Source organism: Robertmurraya mesotrionivorans, assembly GCF_050971805.1.
Lineage (GTDB): Bacteria > Bacillota > Bacilli > Bacillales > Cytobacillaceae > Robertmurraya_A.
Genome location: NZ_JBPCCH010000032.1, coordinates 1 through 21,893 on the forward strand (window position 1 = coordinate 1; position 21,893 = coordinate 21,893).

Here is a 21,893-nt window from a genome sequence, read left to right on the forward strand (position 1 = left end):
AATGAACTCGGGTTAAAGTGTCTAGTACGAATGAAAAAGTATCGATCTTATCGTGGTAAAGTAGGCAAAATTGCACCCAATATTTTAGAACGTAATTTCCAAGCTACGAAACCTAATCAGAAATGGGTAACAGATGTAACTGAATTCAAACTACATGGTGAAAAGCTTTACTTATCTCCCATACTTGACCTTTATAACGGAGAAATTATTGCTTATAATCTTGAAAAACGGCCAGTTTATCCACTTGTTTCTAAGATGTTGGAAAAAGCTTTTGTAAAATTAAAGGAAGGAGATACCCCTATCCTCCACTCGGATCAAGGCTGGCAGTATCAGATGAAGCACTACCAACACGCATTGAAATCTAATGGAATTAAACAAAGTATGTCACGTAAAGGCAATTGTTTAGATAATGCAGCCATAGAAAGTTTCTTTGGCCTGTTAAAAAGTGAATTACTTTATCTCAAAGAATTTGGAAGTATGGAGCAATTTAAACTAGATTTAGAGGATTATATCTATTATTACAATCACAAACGAATTAAGGGAAAACTAAGAGGCATGAGTCCGATTCAGTATCGAACTCATGCCCAGGAAGTTGCTTAATAATTCGTGTCTAACTTTTTGGGTTCAGATCACTCTTGGTTGTCCCATTTTCATCTACTGCCACCGGCATAATCCCTAGTTTCTTGAAGCAACCTTTGCTTGTTGAATAATGTTTTTAAACTCTTGTTTAATACCTTCTTTATCAGCTATATCCAACAAAGTTTCAGTGCCAATTCCCGTTGTGAAAATAATCCAATCTGTCCCCTCCTTCACTAGTCTTTGTAGAACAGGACCGATCCCTTTCTCTGATAGAAAAACAGTCCCCTGAAGAGAGCGGACAATTGGAACACCTCCCTGTTTTTCAATAAGCTTACTAATTTCCTCTATTTTCCGAGATGCACCAATAGCAACACGTTTCCCCGCCAGTCCCTTTACCATGCGATTACCCTCTTTTATTTATTTTTATATTATAAAACATCGCCATCAATAGAACGTACGTTTCTAAACGCTTAATTGTTATATTAGTAAAAAAGCCACTTTCTATAGTTAGAAAATGACTTTTATTCTACGATAGGTTATTTCCTACACTCGATAACTCTTGTCTCTCGTTGTTAATTATTAAATTTTTATAGCCCAAATATCTTAACTGCGGAACTAGTACCTATCCTTGATGCTCCGGCATCAACCATAGCACTTATATCATCCGTATTACGAACCCCTCCGGATGCCTTAACACCAACATTTGGTCCCACTGCTTTTCTCATAATTGCTACATCTTCAGTAGTAGCACCTTGTAAAGAAAATCCTGTTGAGGTTTTGACATAGTCTGCTCCAGCTTTAACAGCGATTTCGCATGCACGTACCTTTTCTTTAGTAGTTAATAAACATGCCTCAATAATAACTTTAACTAAAGCCTTCCCTCTTGCAGCATCCACAACAGATCGTATATCTCTTTCAACAAGTTCATCGTTTTTATCCTTTAATGCTCCTATATTTATCACAGTATCTACTTCAGTAGCTCCGTTTTCAATAGCATTTTGTGTTTCAAATCCCTTCATTTCAGGTGTACTAGCTCCTAAAGGGAATCCTATAACTGTACATACCTTTACATCTGTATCACGCAAAATTTTTGCTGATAGACTTACCCATGTTGGATTTACACATACTGAAGCAAATCCATATTTCTTTGCTTCTTCACAAAGTTGAACGATTTCTTTTTCCTTTGTAACTGGCGACAGTAATGTATGATCAATTAAGTTTGTATAGTTCAAATTTTTTGCCACCTTAGAATTTTATAATAGTCTTGTATAAATATTAAATTTGTAATAGATGAACTAAGTGGTCGTTAGACATATACTTTCCTACAAAAAAGGAACCAAACTGGCCAAACCGGGCACTAACTTCATCAAAGCGCATTTCATAAATAAGTTTTTTAAACTGAATAGGATCCTCCCGAAAAAGGGCTACCCCCCATTCATAATCATCTAATCCCACAGATCCCAGTATGATTTGTTTAACTTTACCTGAATATTTTCGTCCGATTAAGCTGTGACTCCGCATCATTTGTTTGCGATTTTCGCTTGTTAACATATACCAATTGTCACTTGCACTCCGAAGTTTATTCATAGGATAAAAACAAACATAGTCAGTAGTAGGGATCTTTGGAAACAACCGTTCCCTTATTTCTGGTTTATTATAGGGATCTTCCTCTTTAGGCAAGTAGTTACTTAATTCAACTACTGATACATACGAGTTGGACTGTAAAGTATAATCAGCTAATTTTGTTTTATTAAATGCCAATTCTATTTCCAACAATTCATCTAGTGTTGGGCGAAGAAACATGAACATGATGTCTGCTTTATGACCTGTTATTTGAAAGAGTGCATGACTACCCTCAGAGTTTTCTTGTGTAACAGTCCAGCAGTTCAATAATTCCTTCATTTCTTTAAGAACTTCTATACGTTGCTGGTATCCTAAAGACTTCCATCTTTCCCAATCAATTTTTCGAAAATCATTTAAGCAGTACCAACCTTCAAGGGTTTCTGCAGCATTAGACATTTTCCTTACTCCTATGTTATTTAATTTTTATAACTCGGTTTTAGATTTAAAACGATTTAATTCAAAGCAAATGAAGAGATTATTGTGAGTAAATTGATATATTAACAATTATTGTTTCATATAAATAATTTTTATGAGTGGACCATCAAATATGATCCACTACTCCATAATATAGGATTTAGAAAAATTATAACCATCCAATCCCACACTTTTTTAACCATCCATTACTACTAAATTTAAAAAAGAACCATGATTAAAATCATGATTCTTAGTAGAAATATTCACGAAGTTAAATGTTTTAAAGGGAATTAAGTGCTTCGGCAAATCTTTTTATTCCTTCATTTATGGATTCTTCATCTTCCCTTGCGAATGTAAAACGGACATAACCTTTTTTGGATCCCATCGTGGAGCCCGGAACATATATGACTCCTTTTTTAATCGATTCTTCAAGTAATTGTGTTTCATTAAACTCCTTTTTCAGTTTGCACCATATATGAATACCTCCCTGAGGGACAGCAAATTCAACAAGATTTCCTAAATAAAAATTTAGACTCGTCACAATCTGATCTCTTCGTTTTTCCAACTCCTTCACTAATCTTTTAATATGTAAATGAAAACTCTCCGATTCCAGAAAATCATTTGCAATCCATTGAGTAAAGCTAGCATGCCCGAAGTCAATTTGTTGTTTTGCATCGGATAGTCTTTCAATCACAGGCTTTGGCCCGATAATCCATCCAATCCGCAACCCTGAAGCAACAATCTTTGATAAAGAACTGATGTATAAGACATTTCCATGAGTATCCATAGATTTTAGAGTGGTAACTACTTCTCCTGTGAATGAAGTTAAACTATACGGATCATCTTCTACTACAGGAATCCCATGTTCAGACGATATATCTAGTATAGCTTTTCTCTTTTTTTCCCTCAGTAAAGTCCCTGTAGGATTATGAAATGAGGGGTTTAAGAATATCATTTTAATGCGATGTTTCTTATGTAGTTCTAATAATTCCTCAGGATTTATACCATCATTATCTACTGTTAAATAATATGGTTTTATCCCGGCGGTTTTAAAAATTGGTAGATTAAAGGTATAGGAAGGGTCTTCTATTGCAACTGCATCTCCAGGCTTTAATAGACATTGAACAACTAAATGCAATGCCTGTTGAGCTCCAGATGTAATTAATATGGATGACGCGTTTGTGTCAATGTTCCTAAATAGTTTCACATGCTTTGTAATGGTTTCCCTTAGTATCGAGTTCCCTTGTGGATGGTCATATCCTAGGCTTCCGATAAATGATCGTGTTGATGTAATGTTTCTTAAGGAATCCATAGGAAAAAGATCTTCTGATAATTCGCCGCTAGCTAAATTGATAAGTTTATGTTCTACCGCTTCTTTTCGAATTCTTTGGGTAACAGGTAAATTTGGTAAAAATGTCCCTGCCTCAATATACCGGTTCCAGCTCGGAATACGTTTCTTGGTTATCCCCCAGATATCTTTGCTTATCGTTGTTCCACTTCCTCTGTTTCTTTGAATCAATCCATTCGATTCCAGTTCATCATACGCTGCCACTATTGTACTTCTGTTAACATTCAGTTCTTTTGCTAAGGATCGTTCTGATGGTAATGGTTTGTCTGGCGGAAAAGTACCATTCGCAATTCCGTGTTCAATATATTCTGCGAGCTGTTTATAGATCGCTTTTTTTGCATTTCTATCTGCCTTCCAATCCATTGACTACAGTCCTTTTATTTATCTTTTTTACGATATATTATTTTTCTTTTTGGTTTTTTTACTCTGGATCCTGTACTTTAAAAAACAACCTATCGAGTTAATAATCAATAGGTTAAAAAAATATAATTTATACAAAAAATCTAATATAAACTCCAAGAGCAATTAAAGATAATGTAATAATCACTACATAATTTAATGTTAAATTTGTCGTATTTTTCTTTGTAGATTCTCTATAATTTTCGTCACTTTTACCTGTTAATACTAAAGTCAAAATTACAGATATGATCAGTATTAGAAAAACTAAAGCAATAAGAAGTTTCATACTACACCCCTACTAATTGAACTGTTTGTATAAATATTTTATCTAGTTAAAACAGCAAATGAACCATCCAATTTTGAAGAATCACACCAGTCCAATTAACCTATTTGTTTGATGTACATACAAAAACAAAAAAAGACAGCATTTTTTGAGACTGTCTTTTTTTTATAAAAACCACTAAACTTTACCAAGATACTATAGTGACACTAGAACAAATAGTACTACACTGCTATCCATTTAAAGTTTTAAGCTTATGAGGTACCATGGTGTTAATTACTCTCTAATATTATTAATTTCGAATTAGGTAATCAAAAGCACCTAAAGCTGCTGTGGCCCCAGATCCCATTGAAATAATAATTTGCTTATAAGCAATGTCAGTACAGTCACCTGCAGCCTGAACTCCTTTACTATCATTCTTAGTTTTTTGTTGTACCGCTTGTGTTGTCATTTATTAGTTCCCCTTTCAAATATAGATCTACATTTGTTCTTTTGCTGCAATAAAATAGGGAGAAGGATAGTGAGAATCACTAATCCATCTGCGTGGTCCTTCCAGCGAAGATGCATCAAATAAATGTTTCCTAGTTAAGTTAACTATATTTTATTACTGCCGTTTTGTACTGGCTATTATAAGTTACAAAAAAAATTTAAGTTTTTTATAAGGGATTTGTTCTACGATTTAATTAAAAAATTATACGTTGGCAGCGTAGAGGTCACTACTCTTACTCATGAGGAATAAACAACTCAAAAAGACCCCAAATATCAAAAAACACTTAGGTTGCCCCCTCTCCTCGCTGGGTTTCAATTTATTATTTAAGGGTGTATCATCATCTATTAATCCAGTTTATGGTTTAATTAAATTTTAAAAAATGTATAGACAAATAACACCCTTTGAAACGCAATAGCGAACGCCTTGTGCTTCAAAGGGTGTTTCTTGAGTTATATATGGTATTTAGATAACCTTTAAATTATGAAGGTTGACGCTATTAAATCATCTTCCTACGCCTTACCCACTGAGTCGCAGCCCACTTATCCCCTTTTATTACTGGAGCACCTCCGTGAAACGTTAATTCATTTAACGTTTGTTCTTCATAAAAATACTCAAAATACACAGCCATTCCTTTTTGAGGGTTAATTGTCAAATTCAATTTAGGGAAATATGTTTCCCCTCCCTCTTCTACATCATTTAAATACATGACAAGAGTGCTTATCCTTGGATTTGACACCTGTTTATTTTGGGATGAAAAAAAATCAAAATGTGCCTTATACTCTTGCCCTACTTGATAGTTAAGAATGTGTATGCCTTCTCCGTGTTCATAAGGGATATTCATAATTTGTGATGCTCTCTTTTCAATTCTTGTAACAAGTTCGCTTTCTCCTTCTTTAAAAAACATCCCACTACTTGTTCTTATATCATCAACTTCACGATTAGCGCCGATTTTTGAACGTTCCACCCTGTCTTTTGATAAAGAAATCAATGCATTACATTCTTCCTCACTTAGCACATCTCCTAAGACAACAATCAACGGTTCTTCTAATTTAGCAATAATCTTAATCTCTTTGTCTTCAGTTTTAATCCTGTTTCCTTTGTGGTTAAAAATTGTTTGCTCTTTAATTTTCAACTCGCATCATCCTTAATTACAGAGTTAATTGTTTCGTAATAACTAGATATGAATTTGGGTTGAATTTTTTACAAGAAGTCCCAAAAAGGCCACCTACCTCCTGTCAAAACATATATAGAAAAATCTCTAAAAGTACCCCAAGTTCAAATTTAGACTTACCCATAAATTAACTATACAGGATTGATTGGTTTATGACAAAAAATTAAGATTATTCAAAAATTTTCGTTCAGTATGCTTGGTCTATTGGAATATCTTTAAAATATTGACCCGCTACTTCCGCTTGATGTCTTCCTAATTCTGTAAAAGGAAAATCACAAGCACCTTGAATTTTTCTTCTTACATTAAACAAAGTTTACCCATGTCGCATTAAATAAAAGGTCTTTTTCATAATCATCCTTCCTTGTTCAAACTATACAACAGTTAATAAAGAACCTCTTAACACAATCACATCAAGTTTTTGCCTATTCCTCTCACTAGCATTTACACAATAGACGAATATGCAATAAAATGGGACTGTAGAAGATGCTGGAATAAGGAGAATCTGAAATGTCTGAAGAAATCTGTAAACAGCAGCATGAACTTGCCAAACTTATTAAACGTTATTCTGAGAGTGACGGGGTTCATCCCACTGCTGTTCCATCTTTATATTTAATCCGTGAATCAGTTGTTACGGAACCTATTGCTAGAGTGAACGAAACATCCTTTTGTGTTATCGTTCAGGGGGAAAAGGAAGTAATACTTGCGGAGGAGCGCTTTAGGTACGGTCCTAGTAATTACATTATTGCATCTGTTGACTTGCCGGTTACCGGGCAAGTTATTAAAGCCTCTTAAGACATTCCGTATTTGGCTCTAAAACTTGAATTTACACCGAATCAAGTTTTAGAGGTTTTAAGTGATCCTGATATTCGTATAGGACAGAAAAAAAATGCCAAACGTGCTATGTTTGTAAGCAAAGTAGAGCCAGTTCTGTTGGATTCTGTAATTAGGTTAGCCCGGTTGGTAGAAAATCCTAAACATATACCGGTACTAGCTCCTCTATTTACGAAGGAAATTCTTTATTGGATTCTACAAGGTCCTCATGGAGAAGCCTTAGAACAAATGGCAATAAAGGGTAGCAATGGTGATCGAATAATTAATCGAAGTTTGTCATAATACTGAAACTATACAACGCATTGCTTTAATTAATTTTTTCAATTGTAACAGGAATATTATCAGGAAAACTTTCAAACTTTTCTACTCCAGATTCAATCTTGCCTAATTTAATAAGTCCATTCGAATAGCCGAAATCTCTATAATATATAATTATATTCCCCCATGGAGAATAGTAAGCAAAATCTCCAACTGACGGATCACTACCTGATGGTGCTTCTTCCGTTGATAATTCCCTTGATAGGTAATGTATTTTTTCTGTACTTGCATAATCTTCTAATGTTATCGTAAGTGGTAGTAATGTCAAAAAATCCCTGCTCGTTGGATTATCAAACATTTTTACTATGACTTCTTCGTTGTTAAAAGATATTTTTATTCTTACATCTCCTGCAGTATCAGAGTCTTCATTATCTAATGTAGAACCTTGATTAGTTTCGTTATCTGATTCAGTTGAATCTATTTGTTCACCATCTTTGTTGGTACTCCTATTATCCTCGGTACTAATGTTGTTTTCACTTTCTTTGTTACCGCAAGCTGTTAGAAAGGTTAAAGTAGCCAGTAAAATCAAAACTATCCATTTACGCCTTTTTCTCATAAAATTGCCTCCATTATTTAACTTTAGGAATGTTCAGGATCATACTAGCATTAGAAGTATAATCACAGTTTGCATTTTTTCTAATGTAACTCAAATCCTATATATAGCTAATTAATTTATCTTTTATTATTGAATGATTTTGCGAGAACACGCACCATCATTGTTTTACCCACAGATGGTACATCTCTAACAAAAACATATCCTTCAGCTAGTAATTAATGAGTGAGAGTTTTTTGTATGTTTAAAGATAACAAATATGAAACTCCTGAATTAATTAAGGTTATTAATAAACAGAAAAGGGTGAGTGTAAACTCACCCTCCGCAAACGAAACTAGATTTGAGCGTTTCATCTCCAATTACCTTATTTTTTCTACAGATTTTCTTTAAAGAAGGAATCGAGTTTTTTGAACGGGATGTATTCCATTCTGTCATATAGATCCACGTGCCCTGCGCCTGGGACAATATATAGTTCCTTCGGTTCGCCCGCCAGCTTGTAGGCGTCTTCGCTGTAGTACCTAGAGTGGGCATTCTCACCTGCGATGAATAGAAGTGGACGCGAAGAAATCGTCTCAATCTGCGCGAAAGGGAAGAAATTCATGAGCGCCCCGGTGCTGGTCATACTATAGGGCATTGAGCGGGGATGATAGCCCCTAGGCGTACCGTAGTACTCAGAGAACTCTAGTGCTGCTGCTTGTTGTGAGGGTTTTAGTTCCACGGCAGATCCTGGGCTGTATTTTATTTGTCCGCTCTCAAATTCAACCCACCGTTGTTCAGCGGCTTCTTCAAGAGCATTTATCCGTTCTTCCTCGGTCATTATTTCGCTCGGAACTGGTGCTAATCCCATTCCTTCACGGTAGGCGCGTCCCATGTCGTACATACTAACTGTCGCGATGGCCTTTAGCCGAGGGTCGATCTGTGCAGCGCTAACCGCAAACCCACCACTGGCACAAACGCCGATAACGCCAATACGGTCCTGGTCCACAAAAGAGCGTGTACCCAAAAAGTCCACGGCTGCACTGAAATCTTCGACTAACATATCCGGAAGAGCAATATTACGTGGTTCCCCGCCACTTTCTCCCGTGTAGGATGGGTCAAAGGCCAAGGTTACAAATCCACGTTCTGCCATTTCCTGGGCATACAAGCCAGCCGTCTGTTCCTTCACACCAGAGAACGGGGGCCCGACAATGATTGCGGGAGCTTTCTTTGATCTATTAAGGTTTTTAGGGAGATACATATCTGCGACTATGTTAATGCCAAGTCTGTTTGTATATGATACTTTTTCAACAGTCACCTTGTTGCTTTGAGGAAAAGTCTTATCCCATGTTATCACCTTGTCAGATACATTGGTCTTGTCCCGTACTTGACTTTCTGTCCCGGATGCAATGGTATTCGTGGATAAAACCACGCCCAGCGCCATCACTGTAAGTAACTGAAGGCCCCGTTGCATAATAGATTTTCTTTTCATTTTTAATCCCTCCAACGTTTTTATTGATGTATTACTGTTCTCGTTTAAAAAGTGTACACCATCTACTTTGCTGGCTTACTTATCCCCCTCTCATTTTGAACATCACCTTTTATTTAGGCTTAATTTTCATCCTAAGCCATCTAAATTAAACGAAAATTATAAAATGATTAGAAATTTATTAGAATTCTGTCATACAAAAAGGAAATTCCAATACTTTGGTTGCTCCTCCTCTTACGGCTTACATTTTATTTAAGTATTTAATATTTTTATCCAAATTCGGTCCAACTTTTAAGAGATTCCTATAAATTCACATGTCTGAACCTTATTCCTTATATAAGAATTGTAGATATTGGGGTAACATTAAAATTTTCTACCTATTAAAATTATTTTAGATTAAAGTGTAATCTATGGATAAAGATCAAAAATCCATAATAAAAACATCGGATTTAAGCCCGATGCTCTAATTTCATCTTCCATTATGTCAATCTGTTACTTCTTGCTGTCACATAAAGGGAAAACCATTCCTCGCGGGTCATAAGTTCCGACTGGCGAATCGCATCATAACAATTCTTTATTCGTTCTAAATTGGTTATCCCGAGAACTGGCTGGATTTTTGCCGGGTGACGCATCAGCCAGCCGAGAACAATTGCTTCTCTTGTTGTTCCCTTTTCTTCAGCCATTTTTGTTACTAATTCCCGAGTATTAATCTGCGCCTCCGAGAGATCTTTCACATCTTTCCCAGAATAAATTCCCTTTGCCAATGGAGACCACGCCTGAATCTGAATATTTTTTATCATGCAGTGTTCAAGTAATCCTTCTCCAAAATTTACTGCTTTCCCCGCCTCTTGATTTACTGTTACCCCTTGGTTCAGCCAATCCAGCTTAAGTAAACTCATTTCCAGCTGATTGACAATAATTGGCTGTTCGCAATACGCTTGAAGAAGTTCCATTTGTCCTTTATTCATATTAGAAACACCGAAATTACGTACTTTTCCGGATGTTTTTAGTATATGAAAAGCCTCTGCCACTTCTTCCGGCTCTACTAATGGATCGGGTTGATGCAATAGTAACACATCAATGTATTCTACTGAGAGCCTTTTCAATATCCCATTAACAGAGCCTATAATATGCTCTTTCGATAAGTCATATCTGATTGGTCCAATTTCATCCGCAAAACGGAAGCCGCATTTGCTTTGAATAACCATTTGTTCTCTTAAATCCGGACGGGCTTTAATTACCTTGCCAAAGACTTCTTCCGCTTTTCCTAGCGCATAGACATCTGCATGATCAAACATAGTGATCCCTAATGAAAGTGCTTGATCAATTGCTTTTTCCATTTTGACAACATCTTCTTCTGCTATGGGACTGTTATCCCAACTACCGCCAAGCCTCATACACCCCAAAACTAAACGGCTTGTTGTAACATCTCGCTTTTCCAAAGGCATTATACGCATAAACTTATCCCCCTTTTTTGTATCGGCATCTCAATACCATTGTTCAGTGCAACGCTTCGCATCTGAACTCCTCCTATTTTTAATTTTGTGAAACGCCTGGATTAGAAAACTTTAGTAAGTATATTGTGAAGCTGCTGATGACCTTTTCACTAGGATTAAATAGGAGATAACTGCCAGTATACTTGTCATAAAAATTGTTATTCCAAATGGAATCGCAGAATTTTCTCCCGCAAGACCAACTAAAGGGGAAGTGACTGCCCCTAATGCAAATTGAAGAGTGCCTAATACAGCTGCGGCACTTCCTGCAATATGCCCTTGTGACTCCATAGCAAGAGTAAATGAAATCGGTCCAATTATTCCAATTGCTGCTGCAAATAAGAAGATTGCAATGAACAATGCAACGAAAGGTCCTTCTAATAGAACGACACCCAAGACGGCAGCGGTAGTGATGAAAGCTAACAGCAGTCCTAAACGAAAAATACGGTGTTCATCCATAAGCCCGGCCAGTCGTTTGACGAGCTGTGACCCTAGAATAATCCCAACCCCATTTAAGGCAAAAAGAACAGAAAACAGTTGAGGAGATATGCCATACATATTTTGATAAATAAATGGAGTACCGGAAACATAGGCGAACACACCAGAGAACAATATGCCATTGACTAGCGCATATCCCATAAAGCTTCGATCTCGAAGCAAGGAACCGTAGTTTCTTAGTACTTCCCTGAAATTGCTGGGAACACGTTGCGACTCAGGCAAACTTTCTTTTATTCCCCATATGGTTATACCTGTTAAAAAAAGCCCTAAGAAACCAAGAAAGATAAACACACCGATCCATGAAGTGAACGTAGTAACTGCGCTACCAGCAGTAGGGGAAATCAATGGAGCGACATTACTAATCATCGTCAACAGTGCCATAAATTTGACCATTTCTAATCCACTGTAGCGATCACGCACAATTGCTCGAGAAATAACAAGTCCTGCAGAAGCGACAAATCCTTGAATGAAGCGTAAAACAATAAATATGCTTATGTTTGGTGAAAACGCACATATTATAGAAATGATAAAATAGAGGATCATCGAAATAAGTAAAGGCTTACGTCTGCCATGTACATCACTTAAAGGTCCTGCAACAAGCTGCCCCAGACCTAACCCTAATAAACTTGCAGTTAGACTCGCTTGCATTAACGATGCTGTTGTATTAAAATCTTTCATCATTTGGGGCAATGATGAAAGATACATATCAACAGTAAATGGACCTAATGCTGAAAATATTGCCAACAATAATGCCGTTCTAAACGAATTGTTGCTTTTCTGAAAATCCATTTATTCATAGCTCCTTTTGTTTCCTATTATGTTTATCAGGGAGACTTACGCTAACTGTTGTAACTGAAATACTCTCGTTTGCTCCCTTTGCTATATATTCTAAATTGAATTTAGAATATATTCTATTACTTATATCTCATATCAAGATATACTTTTTAAGCATATTAAAAATATGGCAGTGGAATGGTGGTTCAAAAATGGAATGCGTTTACCAGCACGTGTCATGGCCGAACAAACGGGGGCATTTTTAGGTAGGAATCTAGTATAATACACTAAGAATTTTTGATAAAATTAAAAAACCTGAGTCCAATTTATACTTGACTCAGGTCTTTTATTGTCTTTTTTACAGTCTACTAGACTGAAAAAGGAAATAGGATAAATAAATGTAATAATAACCTTCTTTACCCCCTTAATAAATAATAGTTAGCCAGTTGCTCTTTTATAAATTGTATGGCCTCATACTCATCTATTCCTACAACACTTACAATTATTTCTGAACCTGGAATGATCCCTAATAACATAATATCTCTTAAAGCATGGCTAGGGCTTTGATTAAGATGGACACATCTCCCTTGATACTCCAGAAATATGTTTGATTCAAATTTTCTTGCAGCATTAACAAGCAATGTTGCAGGACGAGCAAATCCAGTGCTTGTAGTGATTTTAAACTCTTTTTTCAATGATCCTCTTACCCTCCCCGTTGTAAAATAATTCTGGTTAGTTTTAAATTTTTCTTTAGAATGAATCATAAGTAAACAATTATATCTATGACAATAAAATTAATATTGATTGATTAATCAACAGATGTTTATTATTATAAGAGATACCTAAATACTTGCAATGATCAAAAGTAAATGATTTGTTGAATATTGAACAGTATGAGCTATTTTGTTGATTTACAGAAAGGCTGGATGAATATATATGGCAAAATTGGATAGAAGAATTACTAAAAGTCAAGTAGCAATAAAAAATGCTCTTATAGAACTTATGTCTGAAAAAAGTTTTGACAACATTACCATTCAGGATATATCTGACAGAGCCGATGTTAATCGAGGAACCATCTATCTTCATTATTCTGATAAATTTGATTTATTAGATAAGATCATGGAAGAACATATAAACAACATGAGTAATTATTGTGACGAAGCAGCAGAAATTGATTTCATTGAATCAACGGTGCACTGTATGGAATACTTTGAGAGTAATTATTTGTTCTTTTCAACGATGTTAGCTAGTGAAGGAGCACCATATTTCCGTAGCAGATTCCTTCAGTTTAATATTGAAGAGTTTAAGAAGGATGTCGACGTCACAAAAGGGAAAAATGCAGGTCAAAATGAAGAAGTACTTGTTCAATTTGTGGCAAATGCATACGTAGGTTTAGTGGAATGGTGGTTAAAGAATGGAATGCCATATCCACCACGTGCAATGGCAAAACATGTGGGGGATTTATTAGAGAGAATAGTATAATCTTTTCTTCAGAGCAGGGACACCTGCTCTGTTTTTTAAATCCATCTATTTCTAATTTGTTCCTGTCTTTTTATTAATTTTAGTGCATAATGTGTTCCACAAATATAGATTCCCATAATGGATAGGTGATCAAACAAAAATCCTATATAAGATTGGTCATTAGTGTACCAACCAAACGGATTGTAAATTAATAGCTTAGAACCTACTTCTCTCTCAAAGGAAGAATTAACACCGTAAAAAACTATTAAGACAGCCAATACACGCAATAAAATAGTGCGGATACGGCTTTTACCTGTGATTCCTGTCATCCTACGTGCAGAGCTGATGATGATTTCCCACGATAATCCTATATGAACTGCCATGATGATAAATCCCCAATAGGCAGTTTGAACATGTATTTGTCTTAGCGTCATGTCGTTATTTATTTTAATAAATGAAAATAGATCGCTAGAAATGAATACAGCACTTATCATCATTACAGACATAGTTGCAAGAAAAAGTAAATTGATTCCAAGTTGTAAAATTCGTCGAAAATTATATTTTCCCTTTAAAATTGCTTTATACCATTTTCTATTTAAAAAGTTATGTACAATAAACTGTACAAATACCGTAACCCCAATAAATTCATGAATGGTATTTCCGGTAAGATAGTAAGCCATTGCTAATAACATGAGAACGGTCATTGCAAGATCATTTACCAGTCTAAATATCATCTTTCGATTCAATACATGCACCTCTTTCTACGAATAGCAGTCCTTTAATTAGAACAAATCCATTAGCTTTTAAATTGCTCTAAATACATCTTCAAAAGAATTTCATTAATTTTTTCCGTTTTATTCTGATCTTCTATTAAACTATTTTTTTCTTTACTTACATCCTTGGACTCTATTAAATGAGAAGATATTTCTGTTACCTTCCAATCTTTTGTTGGGATAGCCGCAAATGAGGTTCCTGTACTGCTGTTCTTTGATTGTGCAAGCTCCTCTAAATCAAACTCTTTCATTTGATCTAATGAATTTATATATTCATCCCTTTCTTGATTTGCGTGACATGAAAAGCAACGGCCAATATTATCTTCGGCCACTTCTCGGTCAGGAGTAAAATGCTGATATTCCCATTCCCCATTACGTTCTTCAGGCGAGTACTGAGATCCCCAGCCGGTCCGCTTCTCCATCACTAAATAATGTTCAAGCTCTCCATCCTTATATCCTACAAGAGTAATAACTGTACCGCTCGGAAACTCCTCTCCGTTTTGTACTGCTTCTATCGCTTCTTGAGTATTTACATAAATATCTTCATGAATATCTCCTCGATCATAAGTAGCAAAAATGATCCCTTCTTCAAGATCTTCAGGGAATTTAACAAGGTTCGCCCCACTCCCAATTTCAGCGAACTCTTGACCCTGATCGGACTCAGTGCCCTCCTCTTGCTCCCGTTGGGACTCAAAGACCATTGTATTATCGTCATTATTGTTACATGCAGTAAGTGTGAATATTAGGAACAATGTAAGTAGCAGTATTAATCTTAATTTCATAATTTTCTACCTCCAATTTTCAAATCCGAGTACTACTTGGAACCATACTTTTTTATCAATTAGGAAAAGCTATTTAAATAATCTATTGATTTAAATCTGTAAGTGAAATTCTGTATAGCTTATCATCATTCTCTTGAGGATTACCGCGACCGTCTCTATTATTACTAATAAAATAAAGATAGTTATCTTCAATTAGAACATCCCTAATTCTTCCTAGACCAGTTATTACTTCACGATGTTGACCTGTTTCAAGGTCAAATTCTAAAACAGCCGACCCTCTTAAAGCTGCAACGTACAAATTATTATTATAAAAGTCCATTCCAGATGGTGCCCAGGTTGATTCATCTTCTTCACCAGATGTAAATAGCGGTGTAACCATTCCTTGCTGCTCCTCATTACCTTCAATAATCGGCCAGCCGTAATTTTGTCCGGCTTCTATTTGATTAACCTCATCATTAGCATCATTCCCATGTTCGCTTGCATAAAATGTTCCGTCATCCGACCATGTGATTCCTTGAGGATTGCGATGACCATAACTATAAGTGTAGGAATTAGGAAACGGGTTATCACTCGGAATGGAGCCATCAAGATTCATTCTTATAATTTTCCCCACTAATGAAGTAGAATCTTGTGCTATACTCTGCTCATAGGCATCACCTACTGTTGCATAAAGCTTTCCATCAGGTCCAATCTTAAGTCGACCTCCATCATGCCAAGAATTACCAGGTATTTTATCAAGTAGTAAATCTTCTTCCTTCCAAACGTTATCTACCAAACGAAGTGTTACAATTCGGTTAAATTGTTCAGATCCGTCCTCATAAGTATAATAACCATATGCTAGTTTCAGTTCAGAGAAGTTAGGATCGAGTACAAAACCTAATAATCCTGCCTCTGAAGTTGCCGAAAGGTCTTCATCGAGTTCTACCTTTTGTCTGTCCATTTGTCCATTTTCTATTTTTACAATGGACCCAGACCTTTCATTTAAATAGAATGTATCTTCATATTTCGCTATAGACCAAGGAGCCTCAAGATTTTCTGCAATCACTTCTCTATCTTCAATATTTTGTACATTGGGAACATTTTGCTGGAAATCTTCTGAGTTTTGTTGTTCAGTTGACGAACAACCAACAAGTAAGAAAGATAATATTATATAAATTCCTAAGTTCTTCTTCATCCTTAATCCTGCCACCTCTAATTTTGTTAGTATGATTTCATCATAAACAAAATAAATTAGAAAAAAATTATAGAAAGATTAGAATTTGATTAGAGATTGTATACATCAAATAGGAAGAGCCAAGAAGGTTCTTCCTATAAATCCTCATGTAAAATTTTATAATTATTATGGTGAACAACTGTTAGAATACTTGGTGACTCAATTTTATCAGCATCTTCCTGTGCAATTTCTATAATAACTGAGCGTTCCAATTCTCTAATAATAATTCCTTCAATTATTATGTTATTTCTTACAAATGAAACCCTTAATCCCACAAGGTCTTTACCCATTTTTTTCACCCTTTTTCTCTAATTTCTTTTATCTCTTTATTTAAAGTTATGTCTAAATTTCTTTATTTCACCTTTAGTATCAGATTATGCTTTTTAGATTAGATTAAAATTATAAAAGGATTAAAAATTGATTAGATTTTATTATGTTAAAAAAGGAAGAGCCTTTGGTTCTTAGGCTCTTCCTTCTCTGTTATATTCTATTTACTATTTAACTCTTCTTAATTTTGCTTATCTTATTTGAACAGTTTAAACTATTTCTATCTAATGACGCTTTACCATTAACAAAACTAATTGATTGATTTCCCACGGTTACTAAATTTTCAGATGCTACTTTATCTAAATATAAAATTTCTCCTGAGTATGCATCTACCTTCAAGTTGTATTTGCTATTCTGACTATGCAAATTAACAATGTACATATATTCTTCTGAATTCATATTAAGCTTAATATTCCCAATATCGCCTAAGTATTTTGAGTGAATACTACTTTTTATTTCTGAAGTTGTTAACATCCTGTCTTCTCTATCTCCCAAAATTTGTTGTACTTCTAGAGTAAGGAACATAACGGTTAGAAATAATAAGAGAAAAACTACTTTTTTAAGGTTCATTCCGTTTCACCTATTTACCTTAGTCATTATTTTTTAATAAAACACCTTAAATCGGTAAAGTAACAGTAAAACTTGTTCCCTTCCCCAATTTGCTAACGACACTAATGTTTCCTCCATGAGAATCGACAATCTGTTTTGCAATAGATAAACCTAACCCAGTTCCCCCGGTTTCCCGATTTCTAGCTTTATCTACACGATAAAAACGATCAAAAATATGATAGATATCTTCTTCAGGTATACCAATCCCATAGTCCTGTACTGTGAAAAATGCATGATCTTTCTCATATCCAACACGTATTTCAATTGGTAAGGTACTGTATTTTAAGCCATTATCAATTAATATAAACAATAGTTGCTTCATTTTTTGCTTTTCCGCAATTGCTATAACACTATCATTCGGAGTGTTTACAGAGATTTTTTGACCATAAGTATTCACGAGCAGTTTACTTGTCTCCCTACAAAGTGAAACAAGGTCTACTTTTTCTAAATCTATCTGCAATTCCCCTTCATGATTTGCAAGCATCAGCATTTGCTTTGTCATTTCTTTCATTCGGATTGCTTCTGAGTAGATTGCATCTACAGATTCTTCTATTAACTCCTGATTATTCATTCCCCATCGTTTAAGCATACTCGCATTGCTTTCAATAACCGTTAGTGGAGTTTTTAATTCATGAGAAGCATCAGAGACGAATTGTTGTTGCTTTTCAAAGTTTTGTGCTAGAATATCAATCATTTTATTGAACGTACTACCTAATTTGTATAATTCATCTTGTGATTGTGTTTTTAACTCCAGTTTTTTAAATATGCTTTTCCTTTGAATTTCCTCCATTGTCTCAATCATCGAATTGATTGGTTCTAAGAAAATATCACTAAGCATTCTACCCGCTATAAATGAAGGGATTAGAGTAATAAGTGAAGCCATAGTGAGCACGATCCTTAATATTTTTAAACTTTCATATGAAGATTCCAAACTTGCTGTAACTTCTAACATCATAATATTTTCATCGTGCCATATCATGGGAAAACTTGAAACTGCGTACTTTTTACTATTAACTGATTTAATTGCGACTGTTTGTGTATTAGTAAATTTAGGCTTACTATCTGCTAAATCTGTTACCTCTGTAATTGTTATGATAGAACTTGATTCTTCATTAATAACACGAATCATTCCATTTAATGGTAATCGAGAATTCAAAATATCGGTTATATTACTCTCAATAGTGACAGGTTTCAATACCTCGACAATATTTTCTACCTGCAGTCTTACATGATTTAATTTATCGTTCGTAGTTATTGAGTAAAATAAAAAGTAAATTGCCGTATTAATTAAAATACTAATCAAGAGCACTGAAACGGTTAAATATAAATGGATTTTACTTCGAATACTCAAGAACATTACTCCTTTAAAACATATCCAACACCACGGACTGTATGGATAAGGGGAGAATGGAAAGAATCATCAATTTTCTTACGCAAGTAGCTAATATAAACATCTACAACATTAGTCTCACCATAGTAATCAAAACCCCAAACTTGTGTTAAAATTTGCTCTCGGCTCAAAACATAGTTTTGATGCTTTATCAGATAGATAAGTAAATCAAATTCACGCGGTGTTAAATCTATATTTATAGAATTTCGAGTCACAACTCTAGTATTTTGATTTACTTTCAAATCATTAATAGTTAAAATTTGCTCTTCTCCTTTTTTCTCCATTATTTGGTTTATTCGTAGGCAAGCTCTAATTCTTGCTAACAACTCTTCGATCTGAAAGGGTTTTGTAATATAATCATTGGCTCCATGATCAAGCCCACTAACTTTATCGTAAATAGAATCCCTTGCTGTGAGTAAAATTATGGGTGTCATATCTCCAGAAGTTCTAATTCTTCGAAGAACTTCCATACCATTTATCTCGGGAATCATTATATCTAATAACACAAGGTTCCATTGCTGATTATTAAATAGTTCAAGGCCATCAATTCCAGTCTCTGCTGTTTTAACTTTGTATCCTTCATGTTCGAGTTCAAGTTTTATAATTCTAGAGATTTTTGCTTCATCTTCAATAATCAAAATATTTGGGATGAATTCCTTAAAATCTCCTGTTATATTTATACCAGCTAAAAGGTCTTTAGATATTGACACAACCTACTCCCCCTTCCAATAAAATAAACTTGCTCATTAGTGAACAATTAAAATCAAAAAAAGTGTTTTGTTTAATATAAAAATCAACATTTGTTTATAAGTATAAAATCATAACATATACTTTCAATCATCAAATTACGGTTTTTTGTTGATTACTGAACAAGTTAACTAAAAATGACTATTATATTTAATCAATTTTTTACTCAAAATTATGTTTGATAATTAATTTATTAATTTAATGAACAATATCTATTGATTTGTTCATTAAACAACAAACTGTTTTCAGTTAACCATTGAATGTAAGATATTACCTTTTATAATTATGTTTAGGAATCAATTTATGCTTGTATTTCAAGGGTTAAATAACACTTGTAACGCTTTCGATAAAACGAGAAAGGAAGTCTGTTACCTATGTACAACACTAATAAAATTTTAAAATGAGAATTCGTCTAAACTATTACCTATGTTTTATACAGGAGGGGAAGCGAAATGCCAAAAGCACTTGTAAATGGTGTTAATTTGTATAATTAAAAAACAATTTTCATGTTATTGCCTTAGACTCAAGAGGACATGGGAAATCTGAAAAACCATCAACTTTCACTCTGGAAAACCACGTGCAGGATGTAATTGCACTCATGGATTACCTTAAAATAAATAAAGCCTATATCCTTGGAATATCAATGTGGGTTGCTATATTGCACAAGGAGTTGCATTTAAAGCCCCTGAACGAGTTGAAAAATTGATTTTAGTGTGTTCAAAGTCGAACGGAGAAACCTCATCAATGGCGAGACTTTTCAAACAGAATGAATCAGAACTCAAAGGACTTATTATATCGAGGAGTGTAAATATGGACCGATTGAAAAAAAGCGAGGAAACATTCAAAAAGCTATTCGGAGATGGAGTACCTCAACATATGCTACCGATCCTGATTTTCAGGACATTCTGAACTATTTCATTTTTGGGGAAGTTTATTTTCAAGGTAATCTGAACGACAAGCAACACGAATTAATCACCCCAGTTGTGCTTTCCATCAACCAGACATTGCCTCATCTCAAGGCACAAGTTGGTGCGTCATTGAACGTTGAGTGTTTGTTGTATAGTTAAAAATGGGAGGGACGTTATGAAAAAGACTTTTTATTTAATGCGGCATGGGCAAACTTTGTTTAATGTAAGAAGAAAAATTCAAGGTGCTTGTGATTCTCCTTTGACAGAATTAGGAAGGGAGCAAGCAAAAGTAGCGGGTGAATATTTCAAAGACATCCATTTAGACCATGCATATTGCTCTACATCAGAAAGAGCTAGTGACACATTAGAAATTGTAATAAACAAACGCATGCTGTATACACGGTTAAAAGGTTTAAAAGAAATGAATTTTGGAACATTCGAGGGAGAAAGTGAAGATTTAAATCCTAAAGGACCAAATGCTTATGAAACGTTTTTTGTTCAATTTGGCGGTGAATCTAGAAACGACGTGAGAGAAAGAATGGTTAAGACTTGCACAGAAATAATGGAAAAGGAAGATCACAATATAGTATTAGCAGTATCACATGGCGGTGCTTGCTTCAATTTCTTAAGTGTATGGCAGAATCCGGAAGAGGTACTCGCAAAGGGAGTCCCGAATTGCTCTATCTTCAAGTATGAATATGAAGATAAAAATTTTAAATTAATTGAAGTAATTAGACCATAGTTTTTCATAATTACTAACTAACAATTAAATTAGGAATGGAAATATTGAGCTTATCTGAATCTAAACATTACGTTGTTTCACCCGCTACACAACTTAAAACCAGAAGCGTTTGTCACATCTAATGATACGTTCTTATGCTGGCTTTCTGGCGCTGGGTTTCTAATCAATTCACGAGGAACTATTGTTATGATCGATCCTGTTATTTCAATGGAATAAGAAAAATTACATCGTTTATGGAACTTCTATCAATTCATTCTAATGACATTCCTTCTTCAAGTAAACTGCCACGTTCGTATTAAAAGGTTAGCCAGAATGCTAAATATTTCTGGTTGACCGTTTTTTATTGGGTTTTATTATATCAGGAGTCAGGGTAGAACGTAACTGCCCGTGGGGCTTTGACCCCGTCATCTAAACGGTTCGCCCTATACCTGTAGAAACATGTTTGAGGCTGGTTGGGACTTAGATCTCGTTTAACAAGAGAAGTTGTGACACTGCATGGAGGAATTATGGGTACTTGCAAATTACTAGTTTAGGAGGAGGATTTAGAAATGAATCCAGTCATTGGTCTGGATGTTTCAAAAGGTGAAAGTCAAGTTCAGGCATTTTAGATAAAGGCAAACCATATCGAAAGAGTATTAAAGTTTCTCTTACTATTGAAGATCTTGATTTACTTGTAGAGTTTCTGGAGGTCGTAAAGATAGAAAC

At 34.9% G+C, this 21,893-nt stretch carries 21 protein-coding genes and 3 pseudogenes; 5 read left to right on the forward strand and 19 right to left on the reverse strand.

Annotation, left to right across the window (positions count from 1 at the left end; translation table 11 throughout):
- Positions 1 to 600: IS3 family transposase (locus ACRX5O_RS23930; protein ID WP_433908243.1), on the forward strand; the 600-nt coding region annotated here is incomplete at its 5' end.
- 34 nt (positions 601 to 634) lie between these two features.
- On the opposite strand, the pseudogene ACRX5O_RS23935 reads toward ACRX5O_RS23930, so the two are convergent.
- The 7 genes and pseudogenes from ACRX5O_RS23935 to ACRX5O_RS23965 form a co-directional block, all read right to left on the reverse strand.
- A pseudogene (locus tag ACRX5O_RS23935) lies at positions 635 to 978 on the reverse strand (uroporphyrinogen-III synthase); the annotation flags it as partial.
- A 188-nt stretch (positions 979 to 1,166) separates the two neighbouring features.
- Positions 1,167 to 1,811 (reverse strand): deoxyribose-phosphate aldolase, encoded by a 645-nt coding sequence (gene deoC, locus ACRX5O_RS23940; RefSeq protein ID WP_433908244.1) that lies wholly within the window; start codon positions 1,809 to 1,811, stop codon positions 1,167 to 1,169.
- A gap of 43 nt (positions 1,812 to 1,854) precedes the next feature.
- Positions 1,855 to 2,598: a hydrogen peroxide-dependent heme synthase gene (hemQ, locus tag ACRX5O_RS23945; RefSeq protein WP_433908245.1), complete on the reverse strand. Its 744-nt coding sequence runs from the start codon at positions 2,596 to 2,598 to the stop codon at positions 1,855 to 1,857.
- Between the two features lie 298 nt (positions 2,599 to 2,896).
- Positions 2,897 to 4,327 (reverse strand): MocR-like pyridoxine biosynthesis transcription factor PdxR, encoded by a 1,431-nt coding sequence (pdxR, locus tag ACRX5O_RS23950; protein ID WP_433908246.1) that lies wholly within the window; start codon positions 4,325 to 4,327, stop codon positions 2,897 to 2,899.
- A 608-nt stretch (positions 4,328 to 4,935) separates the two neighbouring features.
- The gene (locus ACRX5O_RS23955; RefSeq protein ID WP_433908264.1) at positions 4,936 to 5,094 is read right to left on the reverse strand and encodes a hypothetical protein; all 159 of its coding nucleotides are present in this window, start codon (positions 5,092 to 5,094) and stop codon (positions 4,936 to 4,938) included.
- 535 nt (positions 5,095 to 5,629) lie between these two features.
- A complete protein-coding gene (locus tag ACRX5O_RS23960) occupies positions 5,630 to 6,265 on the reverse strand; it encodes a 2OG-Fe(II) oxygenase (RefSeq protein ID WP_433908247.1) in 636 nt (211 codons plus the stop codon).
- Between the two features lie 226 nt (positions 6,266 to 6,491).
- Complete coding sequence (locus ACRX5O_RS23965) at positions 6,492 to 6,614, reverse strand: histidine phosphatase family protein (RefSeq protein ID WP_433908248.1); 123 nt, start codon at positions 6,612 to 6,614, stop codon at positions 6,492 to 6,494.
- Positions 6,615 to 6,811: 197 nt separating this feature from the next.
- On the opposite strand from ACRX5O_RS23965, the pseudogene ACRX5O_RS23970 reads away from it, so the two are divergent.
- A pseudogene (locus ACRX5O_RS23970) lies at positions 6,812 to 7,396 on the forward strand (AraC family transcriptional regulator); the annotation flags it as partial.
- 46 nt (positions 7,397 to 7,442) lie between these two features.
- Here the strand turns inward: ACRX5O_RS23970 and ACRX5O_RS23975 are convergent.
- From ACRX5O_RS23975 to ACRX5O_RS23995, 5 genes are all read right to left on the reverse strand, one after another.
- Entirely contained in the window at positions 7,443 to 8,009 is a 567-nt protein-coding gene (locus ACRX5O_RS23975) for a cyclophilin-like fold protein (protein ID WP_433908249.1), read from the reverse strand.
- Positions 8,010 to 8,379: 370 nt separating this feature from the next.
- Positions 8,380 to 9,474 (reverse strand): alpha/beta hydrolase, encoded by a 1,095-nt coding sequence (locus ACRX5O_RS23980; protein ID WP_433908250.1) that lies wholly within the window; start codon positions 9,472 to 9,474, stop codon positions 8,380 to 8,382.
- A gap of 476 nt (positions 9,475 to 9,950) precedes the next feature.
- Complete coding sequence (locus ACRX5O_RS23985; protein WP_433908251.1) at positions 9,951 to 10,928, reverse strand: aldo/keto reductase; 978 nt, start codon at positions 10,926 to 10,928, stop codon at positions 9,951 to 9,953.
- Between the two features lie 111 nt (positions 10,929 to 11,039).
- Positions 11,040 to 12,251 (reverse strand): multidrug effflux MFS transporter, encoded by a 1,212-nt coding sequence (locus ACRX5O_RS23990; protein WP_433908252.1) that lies wholly within the window; start codon positions 12,249 to 12,251, stop codon positions 11,040 to 11,042.
- 401 nt (positions 12,252 to 12,652) lie between these two features.
- The gene (locus ACRX5O_RS23995; protein ID WP_433908253.1) at positions 12,653 to 12,931 is read right to left on the reverse strand and encodes an HPr family phosphocarrier protein; all 279 of its coding nucleotides are present in this window, start codon (positions 12,929 to 12,931) and stop codon (positions 12,653 to 12,655) included.
- Between the two features lie 241 nt (positions 12,932 to 13,172).
- Between ACRX5O_RS23995 and ACRX5O_RS24000 the strand changes: the two genes are divergently transcribed.
- Entirely contained in the window at positions 13,173 to 13,718 is a 546-nt protein-coding gene (locus ACRX5O_RS24000; protein ID WP_433908254.1) for a TetR/AcrR family transcriptional regulator, read from the forward strand.
- A 35-nt stretch (positions 13,719 to 13,753) separates the two neighbouring features.
- On the opposite strand, the gene ACRX5O_RS24005 is transcribed toward ACRX5O_RS24000, so the two are convergent.
- The 7 genes from ACRX5O_RS24005 to ACRX5O_RS24035 form a co-directional block, all read right to left on the reverse strand.
- Entirely contained in the window at positions 13,754 to 14,443 is a 690-nt protein-coding gene (locus ACRX5O_RS24005; RefSeq protein WP_433908255.1) for a DUF4405 domain-containing protein, read from the reverse strand.
- Positions 14,444 to 14,493: 50 nt separating this feature from the next.
- Complete coding sequence (locus ACRX5O_RS24010; protein ID WP_433908256.1) at positions 14,494 to 15,252, reverse strand: cytochrome P460 family protein; 759 nt, start codon at positions 15,250 to 15,252, stop codon at positions 14,494 to 14,496.
- An 82-nt stretch (positions 15,253 to 15,334) separates the two neighbouring features.
- Positions 15,335 to 16,426, reverse strand: a complete 1,092-nt coding sequence (locus ACRX5O_RS24015) for a PQQ-dependent sugar dehydrogenase (protein WP_391557232.1) — start codon at positions 16,424 to 16,426, stop codon at positions 15,335 to 15,337.
- A 134-nt stretch (positions 16,427 to 16,560) separates the two neighbouring features.
- A complete protein-coding gene (locus tag ACRX5O_RS24020) occupies positions 16,561 to 16,755 on the reverse strand; it encodes a DUF2187 family protein (RefSeq protein WP_433908257.1) in 195 nt (64 codons plus the stop codon).
- A 208-nt stretch (positions 16,756 to 16,963) separates the two neighbouring features.
- On the reverse strand, positions 16,964 to 17,362 hold the full coding sequence (locus ACRX5O_RS24025) for a PepSY domain-containing protein (RefSeq protein ID WP_433908258.1): 399 nt from the start codon (positions 17,360 to 17,362) through the stop codon (positions 16,964 to 16,966).
- A 46-nt stretch (positions 17,363 to 17,408) separates the two neighbouring features.
- Positions 17,409 to 18,752 (reverse strand): sensor histidine kinase, encoded by a 1,344-nt coding sequence (locus ACRX5O_RS24030; RefSeq protein ID WP_433908259.1) that lies wholly within the window; start codon positions 18,750 to 18,752, stop codon positions 17,409 to 17,411.
- A gap of 5 nt (positions 18,753 to 18,757) precedes the next feature.
- Positions 18,758 to 19,441 (reverse strand): response regulator transcription factor, encoded by a 684-nt coding sequence (locus ACRX5O_RS24035; RefSeq protein ID WP_433908263.1) that lies wholly within the window; start codon positions 19,439 to 19,441, stop codon positions 18,758 to 18,760.
- A gap of 605 nt (positions 19,442 to 20,046) precedes the next feature.
- On the opposite strand from ACRX5O_RS24035, the pseudogene ACRX5O_RS24040 reads away from it, so the two are divergent.
- Together ACRX5O_RS24040 and ACRX5O_RS24045 are read left to right on the forward strand one after the other, a co-directional pair.
- Positions 20,047 to 20,244 (forward strand): annotated as a pseudogene (locus tag ACRX5O_RS24040) (alpha/beta fold hydrolase); the annotation flags it as partial.
- Positions 20,245 to 20,621: 377 nt separating this feature from the next.
- The gene (locus tag ACRX5O_RS24045; RefSeq protein ID WP_433908260.1) at positions 20,622 to 21,188 is read left to right on the forward strand and encodes a histidine phosphatase family protein; all 567 of its coding nucleotides are present in this window, start codon (positions 20,622 to 20,624) and stop codon (positions 21,186 to 21,188) included.
- Positions 21,189 to 21,893: the final 705 nt, after the last annotated feature.

What these genes read in the sequence shown, in the direction of transcription:
- hemQ (WP_433908245.1), bottom strand. Translation starts at nt 2,598, where the DNA reads ATGTCTAATGCTGCAGAAACCCTTGAAGGTTGGTACTGCTTAAATGAT.
- ACRX5O_RS24010 (WP_433908256.1), bottom strand. Translation starts at nt 15,252, where the DNA reads ATGAAATTAAGATTAATACTGCTACTTACATTGTTCCTAATATTCACA.
- ACRX5O_RS24045 (WP_433908260.1), top strand. Translation starts at nt 20,622, where the DNA reads ATGAAAAAGACTTTTTATTTAATGCGGCATGGGCAAACTTTGTTTAAT.
- ACRX5O_RS23990 (WP_433908252.1), bottom strand. Translation starts at nt 12,251, where the DNA reads ATGGATTTTCAGAAAAGCAACAATTCGTTTAGAACGGCATTATTGTTG.
- ACRX5O_RS24000 (WP_433908254.1), top strand. Translation starts at nt 13,173, where the DNA reads ATGGCAAAATTGGATAGAAGAATTACTAAAAGTCAAGTAGCAATAAAA.
- ACRX5O_RS24020 (WP_433908257.1), bottom strand. Translation starts at nt 16,755, where the DNA reads ATGGGTAAAGACCTTGTGGGATTAAGGGTTTCATTTGTAAGAAATAAC.
- pdxR (WP_433908246.1), bottom strand. Translation starts at nt 4,327, where the DNA reads ATGGATTGGAAGGCAGATAGAAATGCAAAAAAAGCGATCTATAAACAG.
- ACRX5O_RS23955 (WP_433908264.1), bottom strand. Translation starts at nt 5,094, where the DNA reads ATGACAACACAAGCGGTACAACAAAAAACTAAGAATGATAGTAAAGGA.
- ACRX5O_RS23985 (WP_433908251.1), bottom strand. Translation starts at nt 10,928, where the DNA reads ATGCGTATAATGCCTTTGGAAAAGCGAGATGTTACAACAAGCCGTTTA.
- ACRX5O_RS24025 (WP_433908258.1), bottom strand. Translation starts at nt 17,362, where the DNA reads ATGAACCTTAAAAAAGTAGTTTTTCTCTTATTATTTCTAACCGTTATG.
- ACRX5O_RS24015 (WP_391557232.1), bottom strand. Translation starts at nt 16,426, where the DNA reads ATGAAGAAGAACTTAGGAATTTATATAATATTATCTTTCTTACTTGTT.
- ACRX5O_RS23980 (WP_433908250.1), bottom strand. Translation starts at nt 9,474, where the DNA reads ATGAAAAGAAAATCTATTATGCAACGGGGCCTTCAGTTACTTACAGTG.
- ACRX5O_RS23975 (WP_433908249.1), bottom strand. Translation starts at nt 8,009, where the DNA reads ATGAGAAAAAGGCGTAAATGGATAGTTTTGATTTTACTGGCTACTTTA.